The organism is Bradyrhizobium sp. 170 (genome assembly GCF_023101085.1).
Classification (GTDB): Bacteria; Pseudomonadota; Alphaproteobacteria; order Rhizobiales; family Xanthobacteraceae; genus Bradyrhizobium.
On record NZ_CP064703.1, the window covers coordinates 6,678,204 to 6,699,527 of the forward strand.

The 21,324-nt window shown below is 62.9% G+C and carries 17 protein-coding genes; 6 read left to right on the forward strand and 11 right to left on the reverse strand.

Annotated features, from left to right (window positions below; genetic code table 11):
• Nucleotides 1-5: 5 nt before the first annotated feature.
• From IVB05_RS31265 to rfaD, 5 genes are all read right to left on the reverse strand, one after another.
• Nucleotides 6-1,922 carry an SDR family NAD(P)-dependent oxidoreductase gene (locus tag IVB05_RS31265; RefSeq protein ID WP_247779876.1) on the reverse strand — a complete coding sequence of 639 codons (1,917 nt, stop codon included), beginning with the start codon at nucleotides 1,920-1,922 and terminating at the stop codon, nucleotides 6-8.
• Nucleotides 1,923-2,010: 88 nt separating this feature from the next.
• Complete coding sequence (locus IVB05_RS31270; protein ID WP_247787149.1) at nucleotides 2,011-3,279, reverse strand: O-antigen ligase family protein; 1,269 nt, start codon at nucleotides 3,277-3,279, stop codon at nucleotides 2,011-2,013.
• A 44-nt stretch (nucleotides 3,280-3,323) separates the two neighbouring features.
• On the reverse strand, nucleotides 3,324-4,586 hold the full coding sequence (locus IVB05_RS31275; protein ID WP_247787151.1) for an O-antigen ligase family protein: 1,263 nt from the start codon (nucleotides 4,584-4,586) through the stop codon (nucleotides 3,324-3,326).
• Nucleotides 4,587-4,609: 23 nt separating this feature from the next.
• On the reverse strand, nucleotides 4,610-6,082 hold the full coding sequence (gene rfaE1, locus IVB05_RS31280; protein ID WP_247779877.1) for a D-glycero-beta-D-manno-heptose-7-phosphate kinase: 1,473 nt from the start codon (nucleotides 6,080-6,082) through the stop codon (nucleotides 4,610-4,612).
• Between the two features lie 18 nt (nucleotides 6,083-6,100).
• On the reverse strand, nucleotides 6,101-7,078 hold the full coding sequence (rfaD, locus tag IVB05_RS31285; protein ID WP_247779878.1) for an ADP-glyceromanno-heptose 6-epimerase: 978 nt from the start codon (nucleotides 7,076-7,078) through the stop codon (nucleotides 6,101-6,103).
• A gap of 161 nt (nucleotides 7,079-7,239) precedes the next feature.
• Here rfaD and waaF point away from each other — a divergent pair, with 161 nt between their 5' ends.
• Nucleotides 7,240-8,307 carry a lipopolysaccharide heptosyltransferase II gene (gene waaF / locus IVB05_RS31290; protein ID WP_247779879.1) on the forward strand — a complete coding sequence of 356 codons (1,068 nt, stop codon included), beginning with the start codon at nucleotides 7,240-7,242 and terminating at the stop codon, nucleotides 8,305-8,307.
• Here waaF and IVB05_RS31295 read toward each other — a convergent pair.
• Nucleotides 8,289-9,347, reverse strand: coding sequence for a glycosyltransferase family 4 protein (locus tag IVB05_RS31295; RefSeq protein WP_247779880.1), 1,059 nt, complete (start codon nucleotides 9,345-9,347; stop codon nucleotides 8,289-8,291). The two genes, waaF and IVB05_RS31295, sit on opposite strands and share 19 nt — an antisense overlap.
• Before the next feature lie 171 nt (nucleotides 9,348-9,518).
• On the opposite strand from IVB05_RS31295, the gene galE reads away from it, so the two are divergent.
• From galE to IVB05_RS31310, 3 genes are all read left to right on the forward strand, one after another.
• A complete protein-coding gene (gene galE / locus IVB05_RS31300) occupies nucleotides 9,519-10,532 on the forward strand; it encodes a UDP-glucose 4-epimerase GalE (protein WP_247779881.1) in 1,014 nt (337 codons plus the stop codon).
• A gap of 103 nt (nucleotides 10,533-10,635) precedes the next feature.
• Nucleotides 10,636-12,456 carry an ABC transporter ATP-binding protein gene (locus IVB05_RS31305; protein WP_247779882.1) on the forward strand — a complete coding sequence of 607 codons (1,821 nt, stop codon included), beginning with the start codon at nucleotides 10,636-10,638 and terminating at the stop codon, nucleotides 12,454-12,456.
• A 43-nt stretch (nucleotides 12,457-12,499) separates the two neighbouring features.
• Nucleotides 12,500-13,201 carry a fumarylacetoacetate hydrolase family protein gene (locus IVB05_RS31310; protein WP_247779883.1) on the forward strand — a complete coding sequence of 234 codons (702 nt, stop codon included), beginning with the start codon at nucleotides 12,500-12,502 and terminating at the stop codon, nucleotides 13,199-13,201.
• Nucleotides 13,202-13,344: 143 nt separating this feature from the next.
• Here IVB05_RS31310 and IVB05_RS31315 read toward each other — a convergent pair whose 3' ends face one another.
• Entirely contained in the window at nucleotides 13,345-14,322 is a 978-nt protein-coding gene (locus IVB05_RS31315; RefSeq protein ID WP_247787153.1) for a fatty acid desaturase, read from the reverse strand.
• 480 nt (nucleotides 14,323-14,802) lie between these two features.
• On the opposite strand from IVB05_RS31315, the gene IVB05_RS31320 reads away from it, so the two are divergent.
• Together IVB05_RS31320 and IVB05_RS31325 are read left to right on the forward strand one after the other, a co-directional pair.
• Nucleotides 14,803-15,117, forward strand: coding sequence for an EthD family reductase (locus tag IVB05_RS31320; RefSeq protein WP_247779884.1), 315 nt, complete (start codon nucleotides 14,803-14,805; stop codon nucleotides 15,115-15,117).
• 254 nt (nucleotides 15,118-15,371) lie between these two features.
• Complete coding sequence (locus IVB05_RS31325; protein ID WP_247779885.1) at nucleotides 15,372-15,773, forward strand: ACT domain-containing protein; 402 nt, start codon at nucleotides 15,372-15,374, stop codon at nucleotides 15,771-15,773.
• 849 nt (nucleotides 15,774-16,622) lie between these two features.
• Here IVB05_RS31325 and IVB05_RS31330 read toward each other — a convergent pair.
• The 4 genes from IVB05_RS31330 to metK all read right to left on the reverse strand — a co-directional run bounded on the left by IVB05_RS31330 (nucleotide 16,623) and on the right by metK (nucleotide 21,324).
• On the reverse strand, nucleotides 16,623-16,775 hold the full coding sequence (locus IVB05_RS31330; protein WP_212421236.1) for a hypothetical protein: 153 nt from the start codon (nucleotides 16,773-16,775) through the stop codon (nucleotides 16,623-16,625).
• 160 nt (nucleotides 16,776-16,935) lie between these two features.
• Entirely contained in the window at nucleotides 16,936-18,402 is a 1,467-nt protein-coding gene (locus IVB05_RS31335) for an NAD(P)/FAD-dependent oxidoreductase (protein ID WP_247779886.1), read from the reverse strand.
• A 222-nt stretch (nucleotides 18,403-18,624) separates the two neighbouring features.
• Nucleotides 18,625-20,055, reverse strand: a complete 1,431-nt coding sequence (gene ahcY / locus IVB05_RS31340) for an adenosylhomocysteinase (RefSeq protein WP_247779887.1) — start codon at nucleotides 20,053-20,055, stop codon at nucleotides 18,625-18,627.
• Nucleotides 20,056-20,130: 75 nt separating this feature from the next.
• On the reverse strand, nucleotides 20,131-21,324 hold the full coding sequence (gene metK / locus IVB05_RS31345; protein ID WP_247779888.1) for a methionine adenosyltransferase: 1,194 nt from the start codon (nucleotides 21,322-21,324) through the stop codon (nucleotides 20,131-20,133).

The window sequence follows — 21,324 nt, forward strand, 5'->3', positions numbered from 1 at the left end:
AAAGATCAGGCGGCGTTCGATCCGAATTCGGGCACGGCATCCTTGAGCACCGCGCGGATGGTGGAACGGTCATCCCGCGCAATCGCCTCCTCCAGCGCCGCGAGCCATTTGCGCAGCGTCTGCATCGGCGGCTCGTTCGGCTTGGCCGCCATGATGCCGGCGACGCCGATCTCCACCGGCGGCTCCTCGCTGGCGAACAGGATCTCGTTCAGCCGTTCGCCCGGCCGCATGCCGGTGAACACCACCTCGATATCGATACCGGGTTCGAGACCGGACAGGCGGATCATCCGCTCGGCCATTTCCACGATCTTGACCGGCTGTCCCATGTTGAGGACGTAGACGGAAACATCGGGCCGCGCCGGCGTCAGCGCGTGGGTCGCCGCCGTCAGCACGAGATCGCAGGCTTCGCGGATGGTCATGAAGTAGCGGACCATGTCCGGGTGCGTCACCGTGACCGGACCGCCGGCCTCGATCTGCGCCTTGAACTTCGGCACCACCGATCCGTTGGAGGCCAGCACGTTGCCGAACCGCACCGAGATCAACCGCATGTGCGGCTTGCCGTCCGATTGCGTCATCAGGTCATGGTCGAGCGCCTGGCAATACATTTCGGCAAAGCGCTTGGTCAGGCCCAGCATCGAGACCGGCTCGATCGCCTTGTCGGTCGAGATCATCACCATTGCGGTTGCGCCCGCCGCCCGCGCGGCGTCGGCGACGTTGACGGAACCGAAGATGTTGGTCTTGACGCCTTCGCTCCAGTCGCGCTCGAGGATCGGCACATGCTTCAGCGCGGCGGCATGGAACACGATATCGGGCTTGAATTCCCGCATCAGGTTCATGATCCGGTCGCGATCGCGGATATCGGCGATTCGGCCCTCGATCGCCGCATTGGCCCCGCGCGCCGTCAGCGCCTCCATCACCGCGTAAAGCGCCGGTTCGGAATGCTCGATCACCAATAACCGCGCGGCGCCGAAGGTCGCGACGCGGTCGCAAATCTCCGAACCGATCGAACCGCCGCCGCCGGTGACAATCACCGCCTTGCCCTTCACCAGTGCTTCGAGCCGCGCGTAATCGATCTTCTCGCTCGGCCGCAGCAGCAGGTCTTCGACGGCGACATTGGTCAGCCTCGGCACGTCGCCGCTTTCGAGCGACGGCAGGCGGCTGACGAACAGGCCGAGCCGCTTGGCCCGCATCAGGACCGCTTCGGGATGCGCCTCGGGCTCGAACGCCGACGGGGTCATGACGACCCGCGAAATCGGCTTTCCCCGCCCTGCATAATCGCGCACCACATCCTCGACATCGTCGATGCCGCCGAGCACCGGCACGGTGCGTATCGACTGGCCGCGGTCTGCCGCCGACGGCGACAGCACGCCGACCGGCCAAAGCTGCTTGACGGCGCCGCTCTCGATCGCGCGCAGCAACACCTCCGCGTCGGCGGCGCGGCCAATCAACAGGGTCGACGACGCCCCTTCGGTCCGGGCATGCCGGCGAACGCGCGAATAGCGGAAATAGCGATAGCCGAAACGCAGCGCACTCAGCGCGAACACCTGGAGAAACCAGTAGAGCACGATGGTGATACGGCCGAACAGCACCGGCGCCTTGCCGCTCGACGCCCCGAAAATGAAGGCATAGTCCAGCACGACGAGCGCGACCGCAAGAACGGTCGCCACGCGCAGGATGTTCAACGCATCGGGGAGCGAAATGAAACGCCATTTCGTCGTCGTCAGGTTGAAAACGTAAGAGATGACGACGCTGAACACGATGAAGAGCGGCAGAATGCGCAGCAGCAGCGGCAAGCGGGCATAGAAGGCCTCGCCGCCGTCAAATCGAAGATAGAAACTTGCAAGCAGGGCAGCCGCTGTCGCCAGCGCATCATGCGCTGCGATCAGGTAATTGCGACGGGTCAGCTGAGAAAGAGGCGTCATTCCATTGGCCGGCTGCGGAAACGGTGGGGATTCGCGAGGCGCGTCCCTTTGTCCGCTGATATCTTATCTGCGGCGCGCATGCCAGCGATCATGGCCGGGCTGTTCGGGAACATTCCGCAGCCTCTGACCTGGCACGCAGCACCATGCCTCCGGCAACACCGACGCCCAGCACATACATCCATCCCTCGTGAAAATCGAACAGATGCGAGTTGAACAGCGAACTGAACATGTTCTGCAGCACCACCATCAGTCCGATCCAGGCCGCCAGCCCCTCGCCGCGAAACAGCGCGAAATGCGAAAACCACATCGCGTACAGGATCACGACCCCGATCGTGCCCCACTGGACCGCGACATTGAGGGTCTGGTTATGCGGGTTCCCGATCACCTGCGCCTGCGCCAGCACTGCGGGACCGGTCGCCGCCGCCTCGAACAGCCGCCGCGTCGATCCCGTGCCGTGGCCGATGACGGGCGCCTCGGCAAAGAACCGCAACGACTTCTCCCAGAATTCGAGTCGCAGTCCGACCGACGTCGGCTGATTGAGTTCCTTGTAGATCCGGTAATCCCGCGTGAACTTGTCCGTCGTCGCCTGCAGTTGAGGCGACACCGTCCAGGCCAGCGCACCGAATACGACGGCGGCAACCAACAGCATGACGTTGGTTCGCCATTTCAGGTGCGCCATCGCGAACACGGCGAGCATCACGGGCAGCGTCACCAGTGCCGTGCGCGACACGACGACGAACACCATGTTGACGACAAAATTCGCCGCGACGAGCGTCAGCAACAGCGCTTGCCGGACGTTCCCTTCTCGCAGCAGCGTGATGATGGGGAAAGCAAGCACGACCGTGCACAACAGGAATTCCTGGCTCTGGTCGATATAGTTCTTGACGAAGATGCCGTGCCCTGTCGGCTCGCCGGGAGCCTTCAGTGAGAGGCCGGGATCAATCGCAACGATCCAGGACGCGACCGTCAGCAGCGTGCAGGACGCCAGGAACGCGATGAATACCCACATGCCGCGCGTCGAACGCTCGAAATGATAGAGCAGGAACGGCAATACGAGCAGCTTCGTCGCGGGGCTCAAGGCATAAGTGCGCGCGCTCCAGGGCGCGTCCGACCACAGGGTTCCCATTGCGGCCAATGCCACGAGTGCAATCGGAAGCACACAGATCGGGCGCTTCAACGAATGCAGGAACGGCCGCAATTCCAGCGTGGTGGCAATGGCGGCAAGCCAGAGCACGATGCCGATGCTGACGCCGCTGGTCGACCATGGCAAAAGCGCCGCAACCAGGACCGCGATGAGATCGACGTTCCGTATCCGCGCCGCCGGATCGTGCCGGGCGGAAAGGATCGACGAAACCATCGAGCCGAGCGAGCCCATCGTGTTGCGCAGGCGACCCGCCGCCGTCATCGCGGTATCGCCGGAGCCGCAGCCAGCCCGCGTTGCTTGGCCGCAAGCGTCATGCCGCCGGCAACCCCGACGCCCAGCACGTACATCCACCCCTCATGAAAATCGAAGAGGTGTGAGTTGAACAGCGAGGTGAAGATATTCTGCACCACGACAAGCAACCCGATCCACGCGACGAGACCCTCGCCACGAAACAGTAGTAGATGCACCAGCCACATCGCGTACAACAGGACGACCCCGATCATACCCCACTGCACCGCGATATTCAACGTCTGGTTGTGCGGATTGCTGATAATATCGCCGTTGGACGATTCGGTGTAACCATTCGCTGCCCGCTCAAAAAGCCCACGCAGCGAGCCCGTCCCGTGGCCGATGAACGGCGCCTCCGAAAAGAATCGCAGGGACTTTTCCCAGAATTCGAGCCGCAGCCCGATCGACGTCACCGTTTGTTCCGTCTTGTAGAGCTGATAGTCTCTCAGCAATCTCTTGGGTCCCCAACGCAGGTCAATCGTGGTAACCCAAAGCACGCCCACCAACGCGACCAACACGCCAATAAGGATCAGGCTGGCTCGCCGTTTCAGGTGAAGCAGCGCAAACACGCCCACCATGATCGGCATCGTAACGATGGCCGTCCGCGAAACGGTCACGAACGCCATGTTGACGATAAAGCCGAGCGAGACCGCGGCCAGCGCCAGCGCCTGCCGCATCCTGTTCGATCGCATCAGAATGATAACCGGATAGGCCAGCGCCACCGCGCACAGCGCAAACTCCTGGCTCTGGTCGATGTAATTTTTGACAAAAATGCCGCGGTCCGCCGCGCCGTTCGGCTTGAGTGAAAGACTGGGGTCGATCAAGACGATCCACGACATCACCATCAGCAGCGCGCAGGACACCAGGAAAGCGATGAAGACCCACATCCCGCGGGACGAGCGCTGAAAATGATAGAGCAGGGCCGGCAGCACCAGGAGCTTGAGGGTGGGACTGATGGCGTAAAGCCGCGCACTCCACGACGCGTCCGACCAGAGCGTGCCGACGAGAGCCAGGCCGACCAGCGCGAACGGCAAATAGCAGATCGGCTGTTTCAGCAATCGCCCGTAGGCCCGCCAATCCATCACCCACGCCACGGCGCCGAGCCAGCACAGCACGAAGATCGCCACCAGTGACGTCGACCAGGGCAGCACGAGCGCGGCCAGAATTGCAAAGACGTCCGCAATGGTCGTCCACAGCGCCCGGTCTCGCCAGTATCGCCGCACCAGGGACATCGGCGGAGCCGCAGCGCTCAGACTCACGCCTTGCCTCCCCGCGCGCGGTCGACCAGCGACGTCGTGCTGTGGCCCGGCAGAATGTCGACGAGTACAACCTCGCCGCCGGCAGCCTCGACGATCTCGTGGCCGACGACCTGCTCGCGGGTGTAATCGCCGCCCTTGACCAGCACGCTCGGCCTCACTTTCGCGATCAGGTCGATCGGCGTGTCTTCCTCGAAGATCGCGACGAGATCGACCGCCTCCAGCGCCGCCAGCACTTCGGCGCGCGCGCTTTCGTCCTGAACCGGGCGTCCCTCGCCCTTCAACCGCTTCACCGAGGCATCGCTGTTGAGACCGACGATCAGCCGGTCGCAGGCGCGGCGCGCGGCCGTCAGCACCTTGACGTGGCCGGGATGCAGGAAGTCGAAGCAACCATTGGTGAAGCCGATGCGCAACTCCTGTCGGCGCCAGTCCGCCAGATGCACGTCGAGATCGCCGCCTGCCGGCACGATCTTCTCTTCGGCCGCCAGCGACGCATGCGGCAGGATCTTCCGCCGCAGCTCCGCCGGCGTCACGGTAGCGGTGCCCTTCTTGCCGACCGCAATGGCGGCTGCCGCATTCGCCATCCGCAACGCCGTCTCCCAGTCGGCCCCGGCCGCAAGCGTCAGCGCCAGCACGGCGGCGACCGTGTCGCCCGCGCCCGAAACGTCGCGCACCTTGACCGGCAACGCCGGCACGTGGATCGCCTCGCCGCCGCGCGCCACCAGCGTCATGCCGTGTTCGCTCTGCGTCACCAGCATCGCCTCGCAATCGGCCAGAACCATCGCATCCTGCGCCGCGGCTGCAATGTTCAGGTCGGTATCGGCGCGGCTGCGGGTGGCTTCGGCAAATTCCTTGCGGTTGGGCGTCAAGAGCGTGGCGCCGCGATAGATCGCGAAATTGGCGCTCTTGGGGTCGACGATCACGCGCTTGCCGAGCTTCTTCGCGGCGTCGATGATGTTGCGGATGACGCGCGCCGTCAGCACGCCTTTGGCGTAGTCGGACAGCAGCACGATATCGGCGCGCGCGATCTGCGGCAGGATCGCGTCGATCAGCTTTTGCTCGATCTCGGCCGAGGCCGGAACGGCCTGTTCCCAATCCGCGCGCAGCATGTGGGTGGAAAAATGCTCGGAGACGAAGCGCACCTTGCGCGTCGTCGGGCGGGAGGAATCGGAGACCAGCACGGCCTCGATCAACTTTTCCCGCGCCAGATCGGCCTTCAGCTTCGCGCCCGCCTCGTCCTCGCCGACCAGACCGGCAAAGATGCAGCGCGCGCCGAGAGCGGCGATGTTGCGCGCGACATTGCCGGCGCCGCCGACATTGGTCTCGCTGCGCTGGACCGCAATCACGGGCGCCGGCGCTTCCGGCGAGATGCGCGACACCTCGCCATAGACGAATTCGTCGAGCATGAGATCGCCGATGCAGAGCACGGTTTGACGCGGGATCGCCTGGCTCAGGGCTTCAAAATCGAACATCTGTCTACCTGGTGCCCATCAGCGAAAGCGATCGGCGTGATCGAGAAAACCCTTCACGTAACGTTCGACCGCGTCTTCCAGCGCGGTGAAGCCGCCATTATATCCGGCGCGCAGCAGCCGATCGACTTCGCTCTGGGTGAAGTATTGATAGCTGCCGCGGATCTGCTCTGGCATGTCGATATACTGGATGTTCGGTGTGGCACCGAGCGCCGCATAGGCCGACAGCATCAGGTCGCGAAAGCTGCGCGCGGTGCCGGTGCCGACATTGAAGATGCCGCTGACGCCTGATGTCGAGAGCAGCCACATCGTCACGCGCACGACATCGTCGACATAGATGAAGTCGCGCCGCTGGTCGCCGTCGGCGATCCCTTCGCGGTGCGACTTGAACAATTGCACGGGGCGCCCGGCCTTGACGTCGTCGAAGCGCCGCGCCAGCACGCTCATCATCGTGCCCTTGTGATATTCGTTGGGACCGAACACGTTGAAGAACTTCAACCCGGCCCATTGCGGCGGCAGACGCTCGCCGCGCGCGGCGCGTTCGGCGACCGCCATGTCGAACAGATGCTTGCTCCAGCCGTAGAGGTTCATCGGCCGCAGCTTCTTCAAGGCGTCCATGGATTGGTCGTCGCTAAAACCGGCGCTGCCGTCGCCATAAGTCGCCGCCGAGGACGCATAGATCAGCGGCGTGGCGTTCGCCGTGCACCAGTCCAGGAGCCGCATCGACAGTCGGAAATTGGTCTCGATCACCAGATCGCCGTCGGTCGCCGTGGTCTCGGAGATGGCGCCGAGATGGACGACCGCCTCCAGCCGGCGGCCCTTCAGCCAGTCCATCAGTTCCGAAGGCGGCACGAAATCGGCGAGCCGGCGCTTGGCCAGGTTGCGCCATTTACCGTCGTGGCCGAGCACGTCGCAGACGGCCACGTCCCGGCGGGCGTCATTCAACGCAGCCACGACGTTCGACCCGATAAAACCGGCGCCCCCGGTCACCAGCAACATGCCATCCCCTGCCATTTGTTCGGCAAGACCTTTGCCCCAGTCCTGCCTAGCAGGCAACTTGGCTTCTTTACGGTGGCAAAGACGGATCGCTCGACTTTACCTGTCCTTGCGGAGCGGTTACCTCCGGTGCCGGAATCGCCCGTGGGCGTCGAACATAAGATATGAATATGAATTCACCTAATGGGATCGAGATGGAGGATGCCGCCGACACGCGGCCGATCCTGATCGTACCCTATATGTGGATCGGCGATTTCGTCCGTGGTCACACGGTCGTCCGCGTCCTCAAGCAGCGCTGGCCTAACCGGCCGGTCGATTTGCTGGTGACCTCCCTGTGCGCGCCCTTGGTCGATTACATGCCCGGTGTCCGCGCCGGAATCGTCTGGGACCTGCCCCGCGGCCGGCTTGCACTGGCCAAACAATGGGGCCTCGCATCCGAACTGCGCTCCCGGGGTTATGGAACCGCCCTCGTCCTGCCCCGCACCTGGAAAGCCGCGATTGCCCCTGTGCTGGCCGGCATCCCCGAGCGGGTGGGCTTTTTCGGCGAGGCGAGATTTGGGCTGATCAACCGGATGCGCTGGGGCGAGAAGGCCCTGCCCCGCTTCATCGACAAGAATGCCGCGCTGGCGCTGCCTGCGGACGCGCCGCTGCCGCCGGAATGGCCGGTGCCGCAACTTTCCGTGCCGCCGGAGGAAATCGTGCGCTGGCGGCAGGCCAACGGCCTCGGCACGGGTCCCGCGGTGGCGCTGGCTCCGGGCTCGGTCGGCGTCTCCAAGCGCTGGACCTATTATCCCGGCGCCGCACGGCTTCTGGTCGAGCGCGGGCTCGACGTCTGGGTGGTCGGCGGCCCCGGCGAGAAGGCGCTGGCGCAGGAGATCGTTGCCGCCGGCCGCGGCAAGGTTCGCGACCTCACCGGGTCAGACCTGCGCAACGGCATCCTGGCGATGGCGGCGGCCGGCGTCGCCATCTCGAACGATTCCGGGCTGATGCATATCGCGGCGGCGATCGGCACGCCGACCATGGGCATTTTCGGCCCCACCAGTCCCTATCTGTGGGCGCCGCTGAACGGTCTCGCGGCCACGGTCCTTCAGACCAAGGCCGTGCTGCCCTGCCAGCCCTGCCAACGCACCGTCTGCACCATGAACGACCATCGCTGCATGCGCGACATCGACCCTTCCTACGTGGCCGAGGTCGCGCACCGCCTGCTGGTCACTCAGCCGAGCGAACGATAGACCGCAGCGATCGCATTCGCTTCCGCCTCGAGGCTGAACTTTTGCAGCACGCGCGCGCGCGCACGTTCGCCCATCGCGGTTGCCGATGCCGGATCGCGCATCAGCGGCTCCAGTGCGGCGACCAGCGCCTCGGTATCCCCCGGCGGCGTCAGCACGCCGGTCACGCCATCCTCGATCACGAATTCGGCTGCGCCCGCGCGCGACGCCACCAGCGCCGCACCTGCGGACATCGCCTCGATCAGCGTCAGGCCAAAGCCTTCATTGCGCGAGGTGAAGGCGTAGATCGTCAGCCGCTGATACCAGCGCTGCACCTCCTCGATCGCGAGCTCGCCCGTGATGACGATGCGCGATTGCAGTCCGGCCGCCTCGATCTGCTGCTTCAAGCCGTTGGCAAAACCCTGCTGCTCCGGCACCACCGCGCCGACGATGATTGCGGTGAATTCGGGATAACGCGGCAGCAGCCGGCACATCGCCTCCACGAAGATATCCGTGCCCTTTTGCGCGCGCACCCGGCCGAAGCAGCCGATCGCGTAGCGTCCCGGCAGTTTCGCCTCGGCAAATGCCGCCGCGCGATCGGAAGGCGGTGCATAAGCATCGGTATCGACGCCATGCATCACCACCGTCGCCTCGCGCTTGAGAAACGACGCCGAGAGTTCGGAAGTGGCGATCACCGCATCCATCTGCCGGATCAGCCAGCGCGTCAGCCGCTTGTGATGCCGCTGTGCGGCCGAGGTGAAGAGGAGCTTCAGCGGCCAGCCGAGCGTGCGCAGCAATAGCCCTGCGATCATCTCGTCATTGCGGCGTGCGTGCCAGATCAGCGGCGTACTGTGGCGCCGGAGTTTCAGGAGATCCGCAAAACCCATCCGCGCGATGCCGTCGGGCGCGTGCGGCCCGAGCCATGCCGCGCGATACATCTGCGCGAGTTTCGGCGCCACCATCCGGTTGGTCGCCGTGACGCCCGAATAGCGTCTGTGCAGATTCGGCACGATCAGTTGCAGATCACTGGCCAAATTGTTCTCGATCGGCACGTCCGGCTCCATTTCGGCCAGTTCCTATACGCAACATTAAGCATAGTAGCCAGTTCGCTCGTGCCGAAACCCACTCTTCACCGCAGCCCCGCTAGCATCGCCGTCAGTAGAGCGCGACCAGCATAAAGTGGAAACCGGTTTTGCATCCGGGCGCGCTGCAAATTCAAGAGCGAGAGGTGGCCCATGACCGTGCTTGTCACCGGTGGCGCCGGCTATATCGGAAGTCATATGGTTCACGCGCTGGTGGAAGCCGGCGAAAGCGTCGTCGTGATCGACAATCTGTCCACCGGCTTCACCGCCTTCCTGCCTGAAGGCGTGCCGCTGTTCATCGGCGACGCCGGCGATGAAAACCTCGTCGCAGGCGTGATCGCCCAGCACAGCATCGAGAGCATCATTCATTTCGCCGGCTCCATCGTGGTACCGGATTCGGTGCGCGATCCGCTCGGCTATTACCGCAACAACACCATGACGACCCGCAGCCTCTTGAATGCCGCGGTCAAGGGTGGCGTCAACCGCTTCATCTTCTCGTCGACGGCTGCCGTCTACGGCAATCCGGACCAGGTGCCGGTGCCCGAACATGCGCCGACACGGCCGGCGTCGCCCTACGGCTCTTCCAAGCTGATGACGGAAATCATGCTGCACGATGTGGCTTCCGCTCACGGCATGAACTATGTGGTGCTGCGCTACTTCAACGTCGCCGGCGCCGACCCTCAAGGCCGCTGCGGCCTTGCCACCGTCGGCGCTACGCATCTGCTCAAGATCGCGGTCGAAGCCGCCACCGGGCAGCGCGCCAAGATCGACGTGTTCGGCACTGATTATCCGACACCGGATGGAAGCTGCATCCGCGACTTCATCCATGTCAGCGATCTCGCGCAGGCCCATCGCGCCGCGCTGGCCTATTTGCGCGGCGGCGGAAGCTCGATCACGCTGAACTGCGGTTACGGCCGCGGCTACTCCGTGCTCGAAACCATCGAGGCCGTGCGCCGCGTCTCCGGGCGCAATTTCGCGGTTTCATATGCGCCGCGCCGCCCCGGCGACATCATGACCATGGTCGCCGATGTCAGCCGCATTCATGCGACGCTGGACTGGACCCCGCAATACGACAATCTCGAGACCATCGCCGGCCATGCGCTGGCTTGGGAAGAGAAGCTGTTCCGCGACCGCGGCGGCCTTCCGCAGCATGCGGAATCGGCCTGAAATCAAGCGCTTATTGGGCTTGAAAAAGCCCCGCCAAGCAGGCAAGGACTAATCCGCAGCAGCCCTGACGCGCCGGTCTACCGGCCCCGTCAATGGAACGCGGATGACCGAACTTCCAAGCAAACCAACCAGAAAAATCACCGACGATCCCTACGGCGCGGCGATCCTGATTCGCCGTCTCGTCATGGAACAGGGTTTTGTCTATTGGCGGCGCTATGTGACCGCGTTCGCGCTGATGGCCGTGTCCGCCGGCGCCACCGCGGGTTCGGCCTATATCCTGGGCCAGGTGATCAACCAGGCCTATATCGACAAGAACGTCGTCGGCATCGCCATCCTATCCGGCGTCACGGTGGTGCTGCTGTTCATCAAGGGTCTGGCGACCTACGGCCACACCGTGATCCTTTCGAAGATCAGCAATGCCATTCTCGCCAACAACCAGCGGCGGCTGTTTGCCAAGCTGATGAGTGAAAGCATCGGATTCTATTCCGCGCGGCATTCGTCCGAATTCCTGGCGCGGCTGACATCGGGCGCAAAATCCATCACCGACGTCCTGACGCTACTCATCAACGCGGTCGGGCGCGACGTGCTGCTGCTGGTCAGCCTGATATTCGTGATGGTGACGCAGGATCCGGTTCTGTCGTTTATCGGCCTCGTGGTGGTGCCGCCGGCGATGCTGATCCTGCGCAAGCTGGTGAAGCGCATCAAGGGCCTCGCCCACAATCAGTTCACCGGCAGCGCCGACATCATGGAGACCATGCAGGAATCGCTGCAGGGCATCCGCACGGTGAAGGCGTTCACGCTGGAAGCGACCATGCAACGGCGCATCGACGAGAATATCGCGATCGTCGAGCAGAACGCCAACAAGATGGCGCGGGTCTCCAATCGCTCCAACCCGCTGATGGAAATGCTCGGCGGCTTTGCGGTCGCCGGCTGCCTCCTTTATGGCGGCTACAGCGTGGTGGCGCTCGGCGCCACGCCCGGACAATTTTTCTCCTTCATGACCGCGTTCCTGCTGGCGACCGAGCCGGCCAAGCGGCTGGCGCGGCTTAACATCGATCTCAACAGCCAGTTGGTCGGCGCGCGGATGCTGCTCGAGATCGTCGACAGCCCGGCGAGCGAGCCTGCCGACAACGACAAGCCGGCGCTGAAGCTCTCGAACGCGCGGGTCGAGTTCCGCGACGTCAATTTCGCCTATCGGCCGGACGAGCCGGTGCTGAAGGCCATGAGCTTCGTCGCCGAGCCCGGCAAGACCACCGCTTTGGTCGGCCCCTCCGGCGGCGGAAAGTCCACGGTGCTGGCGCTATTGCTGCGGCTCTATGAAGTGAAGCAGGGCGAAATCCTGATCGACGGCCAGGACATCTCGGGCGTATCGCGCCATTCGCTGCGCGCCCAGACCGGCTATGTCGGGCAGGACGTCTATCTGTTCCGCGACTCGATCGGCGCCAACATCGCCTTCGGCAAGGAAGGCGCCACGCAGGACGAGATCGTGGCGGCGGCGAAAGCCGCCTGCGCGCATGACTTCATCATGGGCTTTCCGCTCGGCTACGACACTCCCGTCGGCGAGCATGGCACCCAGCTATCCGGTGGCCAGCGTCAGCGCATCGCAGTCGCCCGGGCGCTGCTCAAGAACGCGCCGATCATCCTGCTCGACGAGGCCACCGCCGCACTGGATTCGGAATCCGAAAAAGCCGTGCAGGAGGCGATCGAGCATCTCTGCCAGAACCGCACCACCATCGTCATCGCCCACCGATTGCACACCATCATGCACGCCGACGCCATTTTGGTAGTCGAGGGCGGCGAGATCGTCGAGCGCGGCCTGCATGACGATTTGCTGCGGCGCGGCGGCCGCTACGCCTCGTTCTTCCGCCTGCAGCAGCGCGATGCCGGCCATCCCAGTCTGGCGCCGGTCAGCGCAAGCGCGTAGAGCTATTCCCGAATTTCCACCTGTAACCTTCCGAGACCTTTTCATGAACGCAGCCTCCTACGTCATATCAGCAGCCCCGCAGCCCTCGCTTCCCGTCGTCGGCGAGACCGGCTCTTATCCCGTCCGCCGCATCTGGTGCGTCGGGCGCAACTATCTCGAGCACATCCGCGAGATGGGCAATGACGAGCGCGCCCCGCCGTTCTTCTTTGCCAAGCATGCCGACATGCTGGTGCAAGACGGCGCCACGATCCCCTATCCGCCGCTGACCAAGGACCTGCATCACGAGGTCGAGCTGATCGTCGCGATGAAGAGCGGCGGCCTCAACATCCCTGCCGACAAGGCGCTCGACCATGTCTACGGCTACGCCGTCGGCATCGACCTCACCCGCCGCGACCTGCAGCTCGCCTCGCGCAAGAAAGAGCGGCCGTGGGAAGTCGGCAAGTCGTTCGACTATTCTGCGCCCTGCTCGGCGATCCAGCCGGCGTCCAAGATCGGCCATCCCACCAACGGCAAGATCTGGCTGACGGTCAACGGCAAGGAAACCCAGAAGGGCGATCTCACCGAGCTGATCTGGAACGTGCCGGAAATCATCTGGCAGCTCTCGCAGCAGGTAAAACTCGCCGCCGGCGACCTCATCATGACGGGCACGCCCGCCGGCGTCTCCCAGCTCAATCCCGGCGACAAGATCGAGTGCGGCGTCGACGGCGTCGGCACGCTGAAGGTTGCGATCGGCAAGCCGGAATAGACGGTCGCCTGCAAGCTCTCACGAATGAAAAGCCCCGGACCTGTCCGGGGCTTTTTTGGTGCGTTTGCTGGTGCGTGGGATGGGTGAAGCGAAGCGAGAAGCCGCGACCGCTATGGCGATGGTGCGGCGCGATTTGGCGCTGTTTACTGAAAGTCCCGGGCCCTGATTTCCTGGAACGACACCAGGCGGCGCTGCGCCTCGTCCCATAACACAAGCCGTACACACTGAAAGCTCTGCAGGAGCGTGATGCGACCGACGTCACGCAGTTCAGGGTAATCGCGCAGCACGCGCGGCAGCCGGTAATAGGGAATACGACTGCTGAGGTGATGCACATGGTGCACACCGATGTTGGCCGTGAACCAGCGTAGCAGCGCCGGCAGGTCGTAATGCGAGCTGCCGTGCAGCGCGGATTGATGCAGGTTCCAGCTCTCGTCGCGCTCCCAGCTCGTGTGCTCAAATTGATGCTGCACGTAGAACAGCCATACGCCGGCCGTGCCGGCGAGGAGCGTAATCGGTAGATGCACGAGCAGGAACGCCTTGATGCCGATAAACCATGTGAGCACCGCGACGATGACGGCGATCGCGAGATTGGTTGCCATTGTACTGGCCCAGGGCTGCCAGCCGTTGCGCATGAGGCCGACCGGGAGCCTCTGTTGCAAAAGAAACAGATAGGCCGGTCCGACCCCGAACATGATCAGCGGGTGGCGGTAAAGGCGGTATTTCAGACGACCCCACCAGGAAAGGGCCCGGTATTCGCGCACGGTCAGCGTATCGAGATCGCCGATACCGCGGCGATCGAGGTTGCCGGTGGTGGCATGGTGAATCGCATGCGAGCGGCGCCAGCAGTCATAGGGCGTGAGCGTGAGCACGCCAATGACGCGGCCGACCCAGTCGTTCGCCAGACGGCCGGCAAAAAAGGTGCCGTGACCGCAATCGTGCTGGATCATGAACAGGCGTACGAGAAAGCCGGCGGCCGGAATCGCGATAAGGAATGAAGCCCAGGCATGGCCAAGGGAGAACGTGAACCAGGCCGCGGTCCACAACATGATGAGCGGCAAAGCCGTGATCGCCAACTCGGCAACGCTGCGCAGCCGATTTGGGGTGCTGTAGTTGCCCAAGATGCGCTTCCAGCGCCGGGCGTCGAGGTGCCCATCGCCGCCATGGGCAGGCTGAGTGAAGCCAGGGCCGTCTTGCCTGTTAGCGCACTGCACAGCTCTCTGATGCACAAAGATATCCTCTTCTGACAGCGCACGTAAGTTCGAGGCACCGAGGGATCGGCACCTTCGTTGGTTGATCGATTTTTGGGGAAGGGTCTGAAACGTACGCGCCCGTCAGTGGCAAGGCAAAGCGGCCCAGCCGTTCGGCCAAGTGTCGATTTCCCGACATATGGACACGAATTCGGATGACGTCAAGGACTGCAACTCCACGTTACCAGTGTTCCCCTTGGGTCATTTTGGATGTGAGCGCGATGGCGAATAACGTCCGCTTTGTCCCCGGTCACCGGATATCCGCCGCCCTCCGGTTGCAAGATCCGCAAAACTGCCGCAGATTCCGGATATTGCCGGAGAATAACGGCGAACGTCGGATCGAAGGAGACGTCTATGATCAAGGTAAGCGTAATGTATCCCAATACGCCCGGCGGGCGCTTCGATCACGATTACTACCGCGACAAGCATATGCCCCTCGTGAAGGCCCGCATGGGCGATGCGTGCAAGTCCTACACCGTCGACAAGGGCATGGCCGGCGGAGCCCCCGGCGCTCCCGCAACCTATGTCGGAATGTGTCACATCTTCTGCGACTCGATCGAGGCCTTCCAGGCCGGCTTCGGGCCTCACGCCAAGGAGATCATGGGCGACATCCCGAACTATACCGACCAGTCTCCGGTCATCCAGATCAGTGAAGTCGTCGTAGGCTGACCGTAGCCCGGATGAGCGACTTGTCCGCCGTAGTTCAAAGAGCGTAGGCGGAAGCGATATCCGGCCGATGTTCCCGCATATTGCGAAGCCTGCCATCACTGTGCGAGCGCAATTGCGCTCGTCGCCGGCGCGCATTCGCGCGACCCGGTGGCTCATGCGGGCTACTTGCTTGCTGAAATAGATCGAGCGCGGCTTGAACAAAGCCGCGCTCCAACCCGCAGTCTGCAGGCTCCCTTTTGAAAGAGCACACGGCCATGCCGGGCGAACGCAATCTCAAGACGCTGCTGCAGAATATGAAGCCCGAAATGCACGAAGGCGTCTTCGTTTTTTGCAGCATTTCGGAAGACAAGGAAATTCCAGCCACGCTCAAGCCGGTGCACATTTTCCGTGAACGCGAAGGAACGGCTTTCATCATACGGCGTGAGGAAGCCGAAGCTGCAGGGCTCCCTTATCAATTTGCATCGCGACTGATCACGCTGACCGTTCATTCCTCGCTTGAAGCGGTAGGCTTTCTAGCGGCAATCACCGGTCGATTCGCGGAAGCCGGCATAAGCGTGAATGCAGTGTCGGCCTTCTATCACGATCATTTATTTGTGCCGGAGCACAGAGCCGACGAAGCTCTGCGTCATCTACAAAACATGTGCAAGCAAGCGTAGCTGGCGTAGCCCGGATGAGCGAAGCGACATCCGGGGCTCTTCCTGGTCCTCATCCCCGCTACAATCTTTGTTTTCTCTGCAAACTGATTTGCTTGACGCGCAAGCACAAATCTCGACGCACAACTGCGACAAATCAACACGACGGGCAAATCACCAAAAACCTGTCCAGTCCTTCCCGCAAAAATATTCCGCTTAACTTATAGAGCAAATCATCGGCATAACTCCGCCCGTCTCACCCGATTGAGGGGCGGCTCGCGATCGTCACGAACGTGCGGTGAGATGCGATGGACGCAAATGGCGCGATAGACGTACGCGCCGGACGCGTACGGCGAAGTCGTGTGGTCCTGACGTCGCGGTGCTGGCGTCAAGTTCTTCGAGAAGCATGCTTCTTGGGGGCGACGGTGGCAAAAGAGCCGTTCACCGGGGAGAGCTCGCTATAAGCCGTAAAGCCATTGCGCAGGGAAGGCCGGAGTGTTCCCGCTGCCCTGTATGCTCGTGTGCATTTTTGTTTGCGCAAATCGCACGCGAGACCGCGGGTGCAGCAAGCACCCGGTCTTCCCTGCCCTCGGGCGCATTGTGTCGCGAGAAGGCGAATGTGTGTCTATCGTAGGATGGGTGGAGCGAAGCGATACCCATCAATGCCGGTGCGCATGGCGATGGGTATCGCTTCGCTCCACCCATCCTACGGACTGAGGTATGGATTGCTTCGCTGCGCTCGCAATGACGATAACCGCCGTCATCACCCGCGAAGGCGGGTGATCCAGTATTCCAGAGGCAGCAGTGATTGAATCGGTAAGCCGCAGCGTACTGGATGCCCCGCCTTCGCGGGGCATGACGGCCGCTGAAGCCTCAGCTCCGCAGCGCCTGCAGGCCCTTGAAGGTCAGCCGCTTCGGGTCCCTGACTCCGGCCAGATAGAACTTGCGGATGAAGGCTGCGGCCGCCTCGCGGTCGCAATCGGTCAGCGCCACGATGGCATCGACGGCTATTCGCTGGGCGTCCATGGGCTTCCTCGTGCTGTCAGGGGCCACAAGCCGCGCAGCGTATAGGGACGCCGGTTAATCCGGCGTTAACCGTGAGGGAACCTTGAACGATTCGCGCTCGCCTACGTATACGCGAAATAACGCATGGGGCGCCGGAACGCACCTCGCGCGGTGGAACCGCTCACGAATACTGCATCACCCCGTCGTCGACCTTGCCGTAGCGGAGCGTGACGATGTCGAGCGCGTAGTTCTGGTACAGCCGCCACGGCCGCTTCGAGCCCTGCTTGGGCAGTTTAGCGATCGAGCGCTGCACGTAGCCGGACGAGAAATCCAGCGACGGCAGTTCCGTGACGTCAGGATCGACATTGTGCGGCATGCACTGCTTGTGGCCGTTGCGATCCATGTAGTTGATCAGACGGCAGACATATTCGCAGGTGAGATCGCATTTCAGCGTCCACGACGCGTTGGTGTAGCCGAACGCCGAGGCCATGTTCGGAATGTCCGAATACATCATGCCCTTGTAGTTCAGCGTTCGCGCGAAATCGACCGTGCGGCCATCGACGCTGACTTCAAGCCCGCCGAGCACCTGCAGGTTCAGCCCGGTCGCGGTGACGATGATGTCGGCCTCGAGCTCGCTGCCATCCCTGAGCTTGATGCCGCCCTTGGTGAAGGTATCGATCTCGCTGGTGACGACGGAAGCGCGCTTGTCGCGGATCGACTTGAACAGGTCGCCGTCGGGCACCAGGCACAGCCGCTGCTCCCAGGGATTGTAGCGCGGCGTAAAATGCTTGGCGACGTCGTATTCCGGCCCCAGCGCCATCTTGACGCCGCCGAGGATCAACTGCTTGGCGCGATCCGGCTTACGCCGGCAGAGCTGGAAGAAATACATGCCGAACAGCACGTTGCGCCAGCGGATCATGTGATAGGCGAGCTTCGCGGAGAGATTCTTGCGCAGCTTGTTGGCGAGCGCATCCTCAGCCGGCCGTGCGACGACGTAAGTCGGCGAGCGCTGCAGCATGGTGACATGCGAGGCGGTCTTGGCCATCTCCGGCACCAGCGTCACGGCGGTAGCACCCGAGCCGACTACGACCACGCGCTTGCCGGCGTAGTCGAGATCCTCGGGCCATTTCTGCGGGTGCACGATCTGGCCGGCGAAGTCGGCCGTGCCGGAAAATTCCGGCGTGTAGCCTTCCTCATATTTGTAATAGCCCGAGCACATGAACAGGAAATTGCAGGTGAAGCTGACGATTTCGGTCGCGCCCTCGCCTACGTTGCGTTCGGCCTCCACCGTCCAGCGCGCATCCGGCGACGACCACGACGCGCGCTTGACGCGATGGTGAAAGCGGATCTTCTTGTCGATGCCGTTGTCGACAGCGGTCTCGCAGACGTAATTCAGAATCCGCGGACCGTCGGCGATCGCCTTCGGCTCGGTCCACGGTTTGAACGAATAGCCAAGCGTATACATGTCGCTATCGGAGCGGATGCCGGGATAGCGAAACAGGTCCCAGGTGCCGCCGATGCAGTCGCGCCCCTCGAGGATCACGTAGCTCTTGCCGGGGCACTTCTCCTGCAGGTGATAGCCCGCGCCGATGCCGGACAGGCCCGCACCGACGATCAGCACGTCGAAATGTTCAGTTGCCTCGGTCATGGCGATCTCCCTGCTTTCAGATCTAATGGGCAGCAGGTAGAAATTGCAACTCGCATTGTCAGGTTGCCGCGGCGATACAGGCTGTATCGAAATTTACTGTTGAATTTCAACTGTCACAGATTGTGCGGCCGACCAGCAAAAAGCCCCGGATCGCTCCGGGGCTTTCTGAGGCTCGGGTGTTTACCTCAGGACGACACCTGCAGCGGCGCATCCTGGCTGAAATCAATACCGGTAATGATCCGCCTTGAACGGGCCTTCCGGCTTGACGCCGATGTACTCGGCCTGGTCCTTGCGCAGCTCGGTCAGCTTGACGCCGATCTTGGCGAGGTGGAGCCGCGCCACCTTCTCGTCCAGCGTCTTCGGCAGCACGTAGACCTTCTTCTCGTACTTGCCGTCCTTGTTGTTGGCCCAAAGCTCGATCTGCGCCAGCGTCTGGTTGGTGAACGACGCCGACATCACGAAGGACGGATGGCCCATCGCGTTGCCAAGGTTCACCAGGCGGCCTTCCGACAGCAGGATGATGCGGTGCTTGTCGGGGAATTCGATCTCGTCGACCTGCGGCTTGATGTTGGTCCACTTCAGGTTACGGAGCCCTGCGATCTGGATCTCGTTGTCGAAGTGGCCGATGTTGCAGACGATGGCGCGATCCTTCATCGCGCGCATATGGTCGATGGTGATGATGTCCTTGTTGCCGGTCGCGGTGACGAAGATGTCGGCGCGGGGGGCGGCGTCTTCCATGGTCACGACTTCATAGCCTTCCATCGCCGCCTGCAGCGCGCAGATCGGATCGACTTCGGAGACCATGACGCGGCAGCCGGCCTGGCGCAGCGAGGCGGCCGAGCCCTTGCCGACGTCGCCGAAGCCCGCGACCATCGCGGTCTTGCCGGACATCATGACGTCGGTGCCGCGGCGGATGCCGTCGACCAGCGACTCGCGGCAGCCATAGAGGTTGTCGAATTTCGACTTGGTGACGCTGTCGTTGACGTTGATGGCGGGGAACAGCAGCTTGCCTTCCTTCTCCATATTGTAGAGCCGGTGCACGCCCGTAGTGGTCTCTTCGGAAACGCCTTTGATGTTCTTGGCGATCTCGGCGAAGTAGCCCTTCGGCTTTTCCTTCAGGAGCTTCTTGATCAGCGCGAAGAACACTTCCTCTTCTTCCGACTCCGGCTTGTCGAGGAACTCGACGTCGCCGTTCTCGGCGCGCAGGCCGTGATGCACCAGCATGGTGGCGTCGCCGCCGTCATCGAGGATCATGTTGGGCGTGCCGCCGCCGTGCCAGTCGAACAGCTTTGCGGTGTAGTCCCAGTATTCGGCGAGCGTCTCGCCCTTCACCGCGAACACCGGAATGCCGGCGGCGGCGATCGCGGCTGCCGCGTGGTCCTGCGTCGAATAAATGTTGCACGAGACCCAGCGGATGTCGGCGCCGAGCGCTGCCAGCGTCTCGATCAGGACCGCGGTCTGGATCGTCATGTGCAGGGAGCCGGCGATGCGGGCGCCCTTCAACGGTTGCTTGGGACCGTATTCCTCGCGCGTCGCCATCAGGCCGGGCATTTCAGTCTCGGCCAGCGAGATTTCCTTGCGGCCGAATTCGGCGAGCGAAATGTCTTTCACAACATAGTCGGTAAAGGCAGGCTTCTTGGCGGCAGCGGTCATGCGGTTGATCCCTTAAAAAGCGTATTCCGAAAAGCATTCAGCTTTCCGGAATACGCGAGACGATTACGGAGAAAGTCAGACCGCACGCTTGAGCGGTTCGACCAGATCGGTCTTCTCCCAGGAGAAGCCGCCTTCATTGTCGGGTGTGCGGCCGAAATGGCCGTAGGCCGAGGTACGCGCGTAGATCGGCCGGTTGAGGTCGAGATGGGTACGGATGCCGCGCGGCGTCAAATCCATCGCCTGCGCGACCGCCTTCTCGAGCTTGTCCTCCGGCACCTTTCCGGTGCCATGGGTATCGATATAGATCGACAGCGGACGCGCCACGCCGATCGCATAAGCAAGCTGCAGCGTGCAGCGGTCGGCAAGGCCGGCCGCGACGACGTTCTTGGCGACGTAGCGCGCGGCATAGGCGGCGGAACGGTCGACCTTGGTCGGGTCCTTGCCCGAGAACGCACCGCCGCCATGCGGGGCCGCGCCACCATAAGTGTCGACGATGATCTTGCGGCCGGTGAGGCCGGAATCGCCATCGGGACCGCCGATGTAGAACTTGCCGGTCGGATTGATGTGCCAGATGGTCTTGCCGTTGATCCACTCCTTCGGCAACGCCTCGCGCACATAGGGCTCGACAATGTCGCGAACCTGATTGGAGGTCAGGTCCTCCACCAGATGCTGGTGCGAGACCACGATCTCGCGGACGCCGACCGGCTTGCCGTTCTCGTACTGCACGGTGACCTGGCTCTTGGAGTCCGGCCCCAGCACCTTCTCCCGGCCGGAGTGGCGGGCTTCGGAAATCAGCCGCAAAATCTTGTGGGCGTAAAAGATCGGCGCCGGCATCAGGTCCGGGGTCTCGTTGCAGGCATAGCCAAACATGATGCCCTGGTCGCCCGCGCCCTCTTCCTGATTGCTGGGCTGCTTGGCGTCGACGCCCTGCGCAATGTCAGCGGACTGCGGATGCAGCAGAATTTCGATGTCGGCGGTCTTCCAGTGAAAACCTTCCTGCTCGTAGCCGATATCCTTGATCGCCTCGCGCACGGTGTTTTCGATCTGCTCATTGGTGACCGAATCCGGGCCGCGGGTTTCGCCGGCGATCACCACCTTGTTGGTAGTGGCGAGCGTTTCGCAGGCCGCGCGGATCTGCCAGGGATCGATGCCTGCCTTCGGCCCTTCCCGGTAAAACAGGTCGACGATTTCGTCCGAGATTCGATCGCAAACCTTGTCCGGATGACCCTCGGAAACCGACTCGCTGGTGAACAGATAGGACGCGCGCAT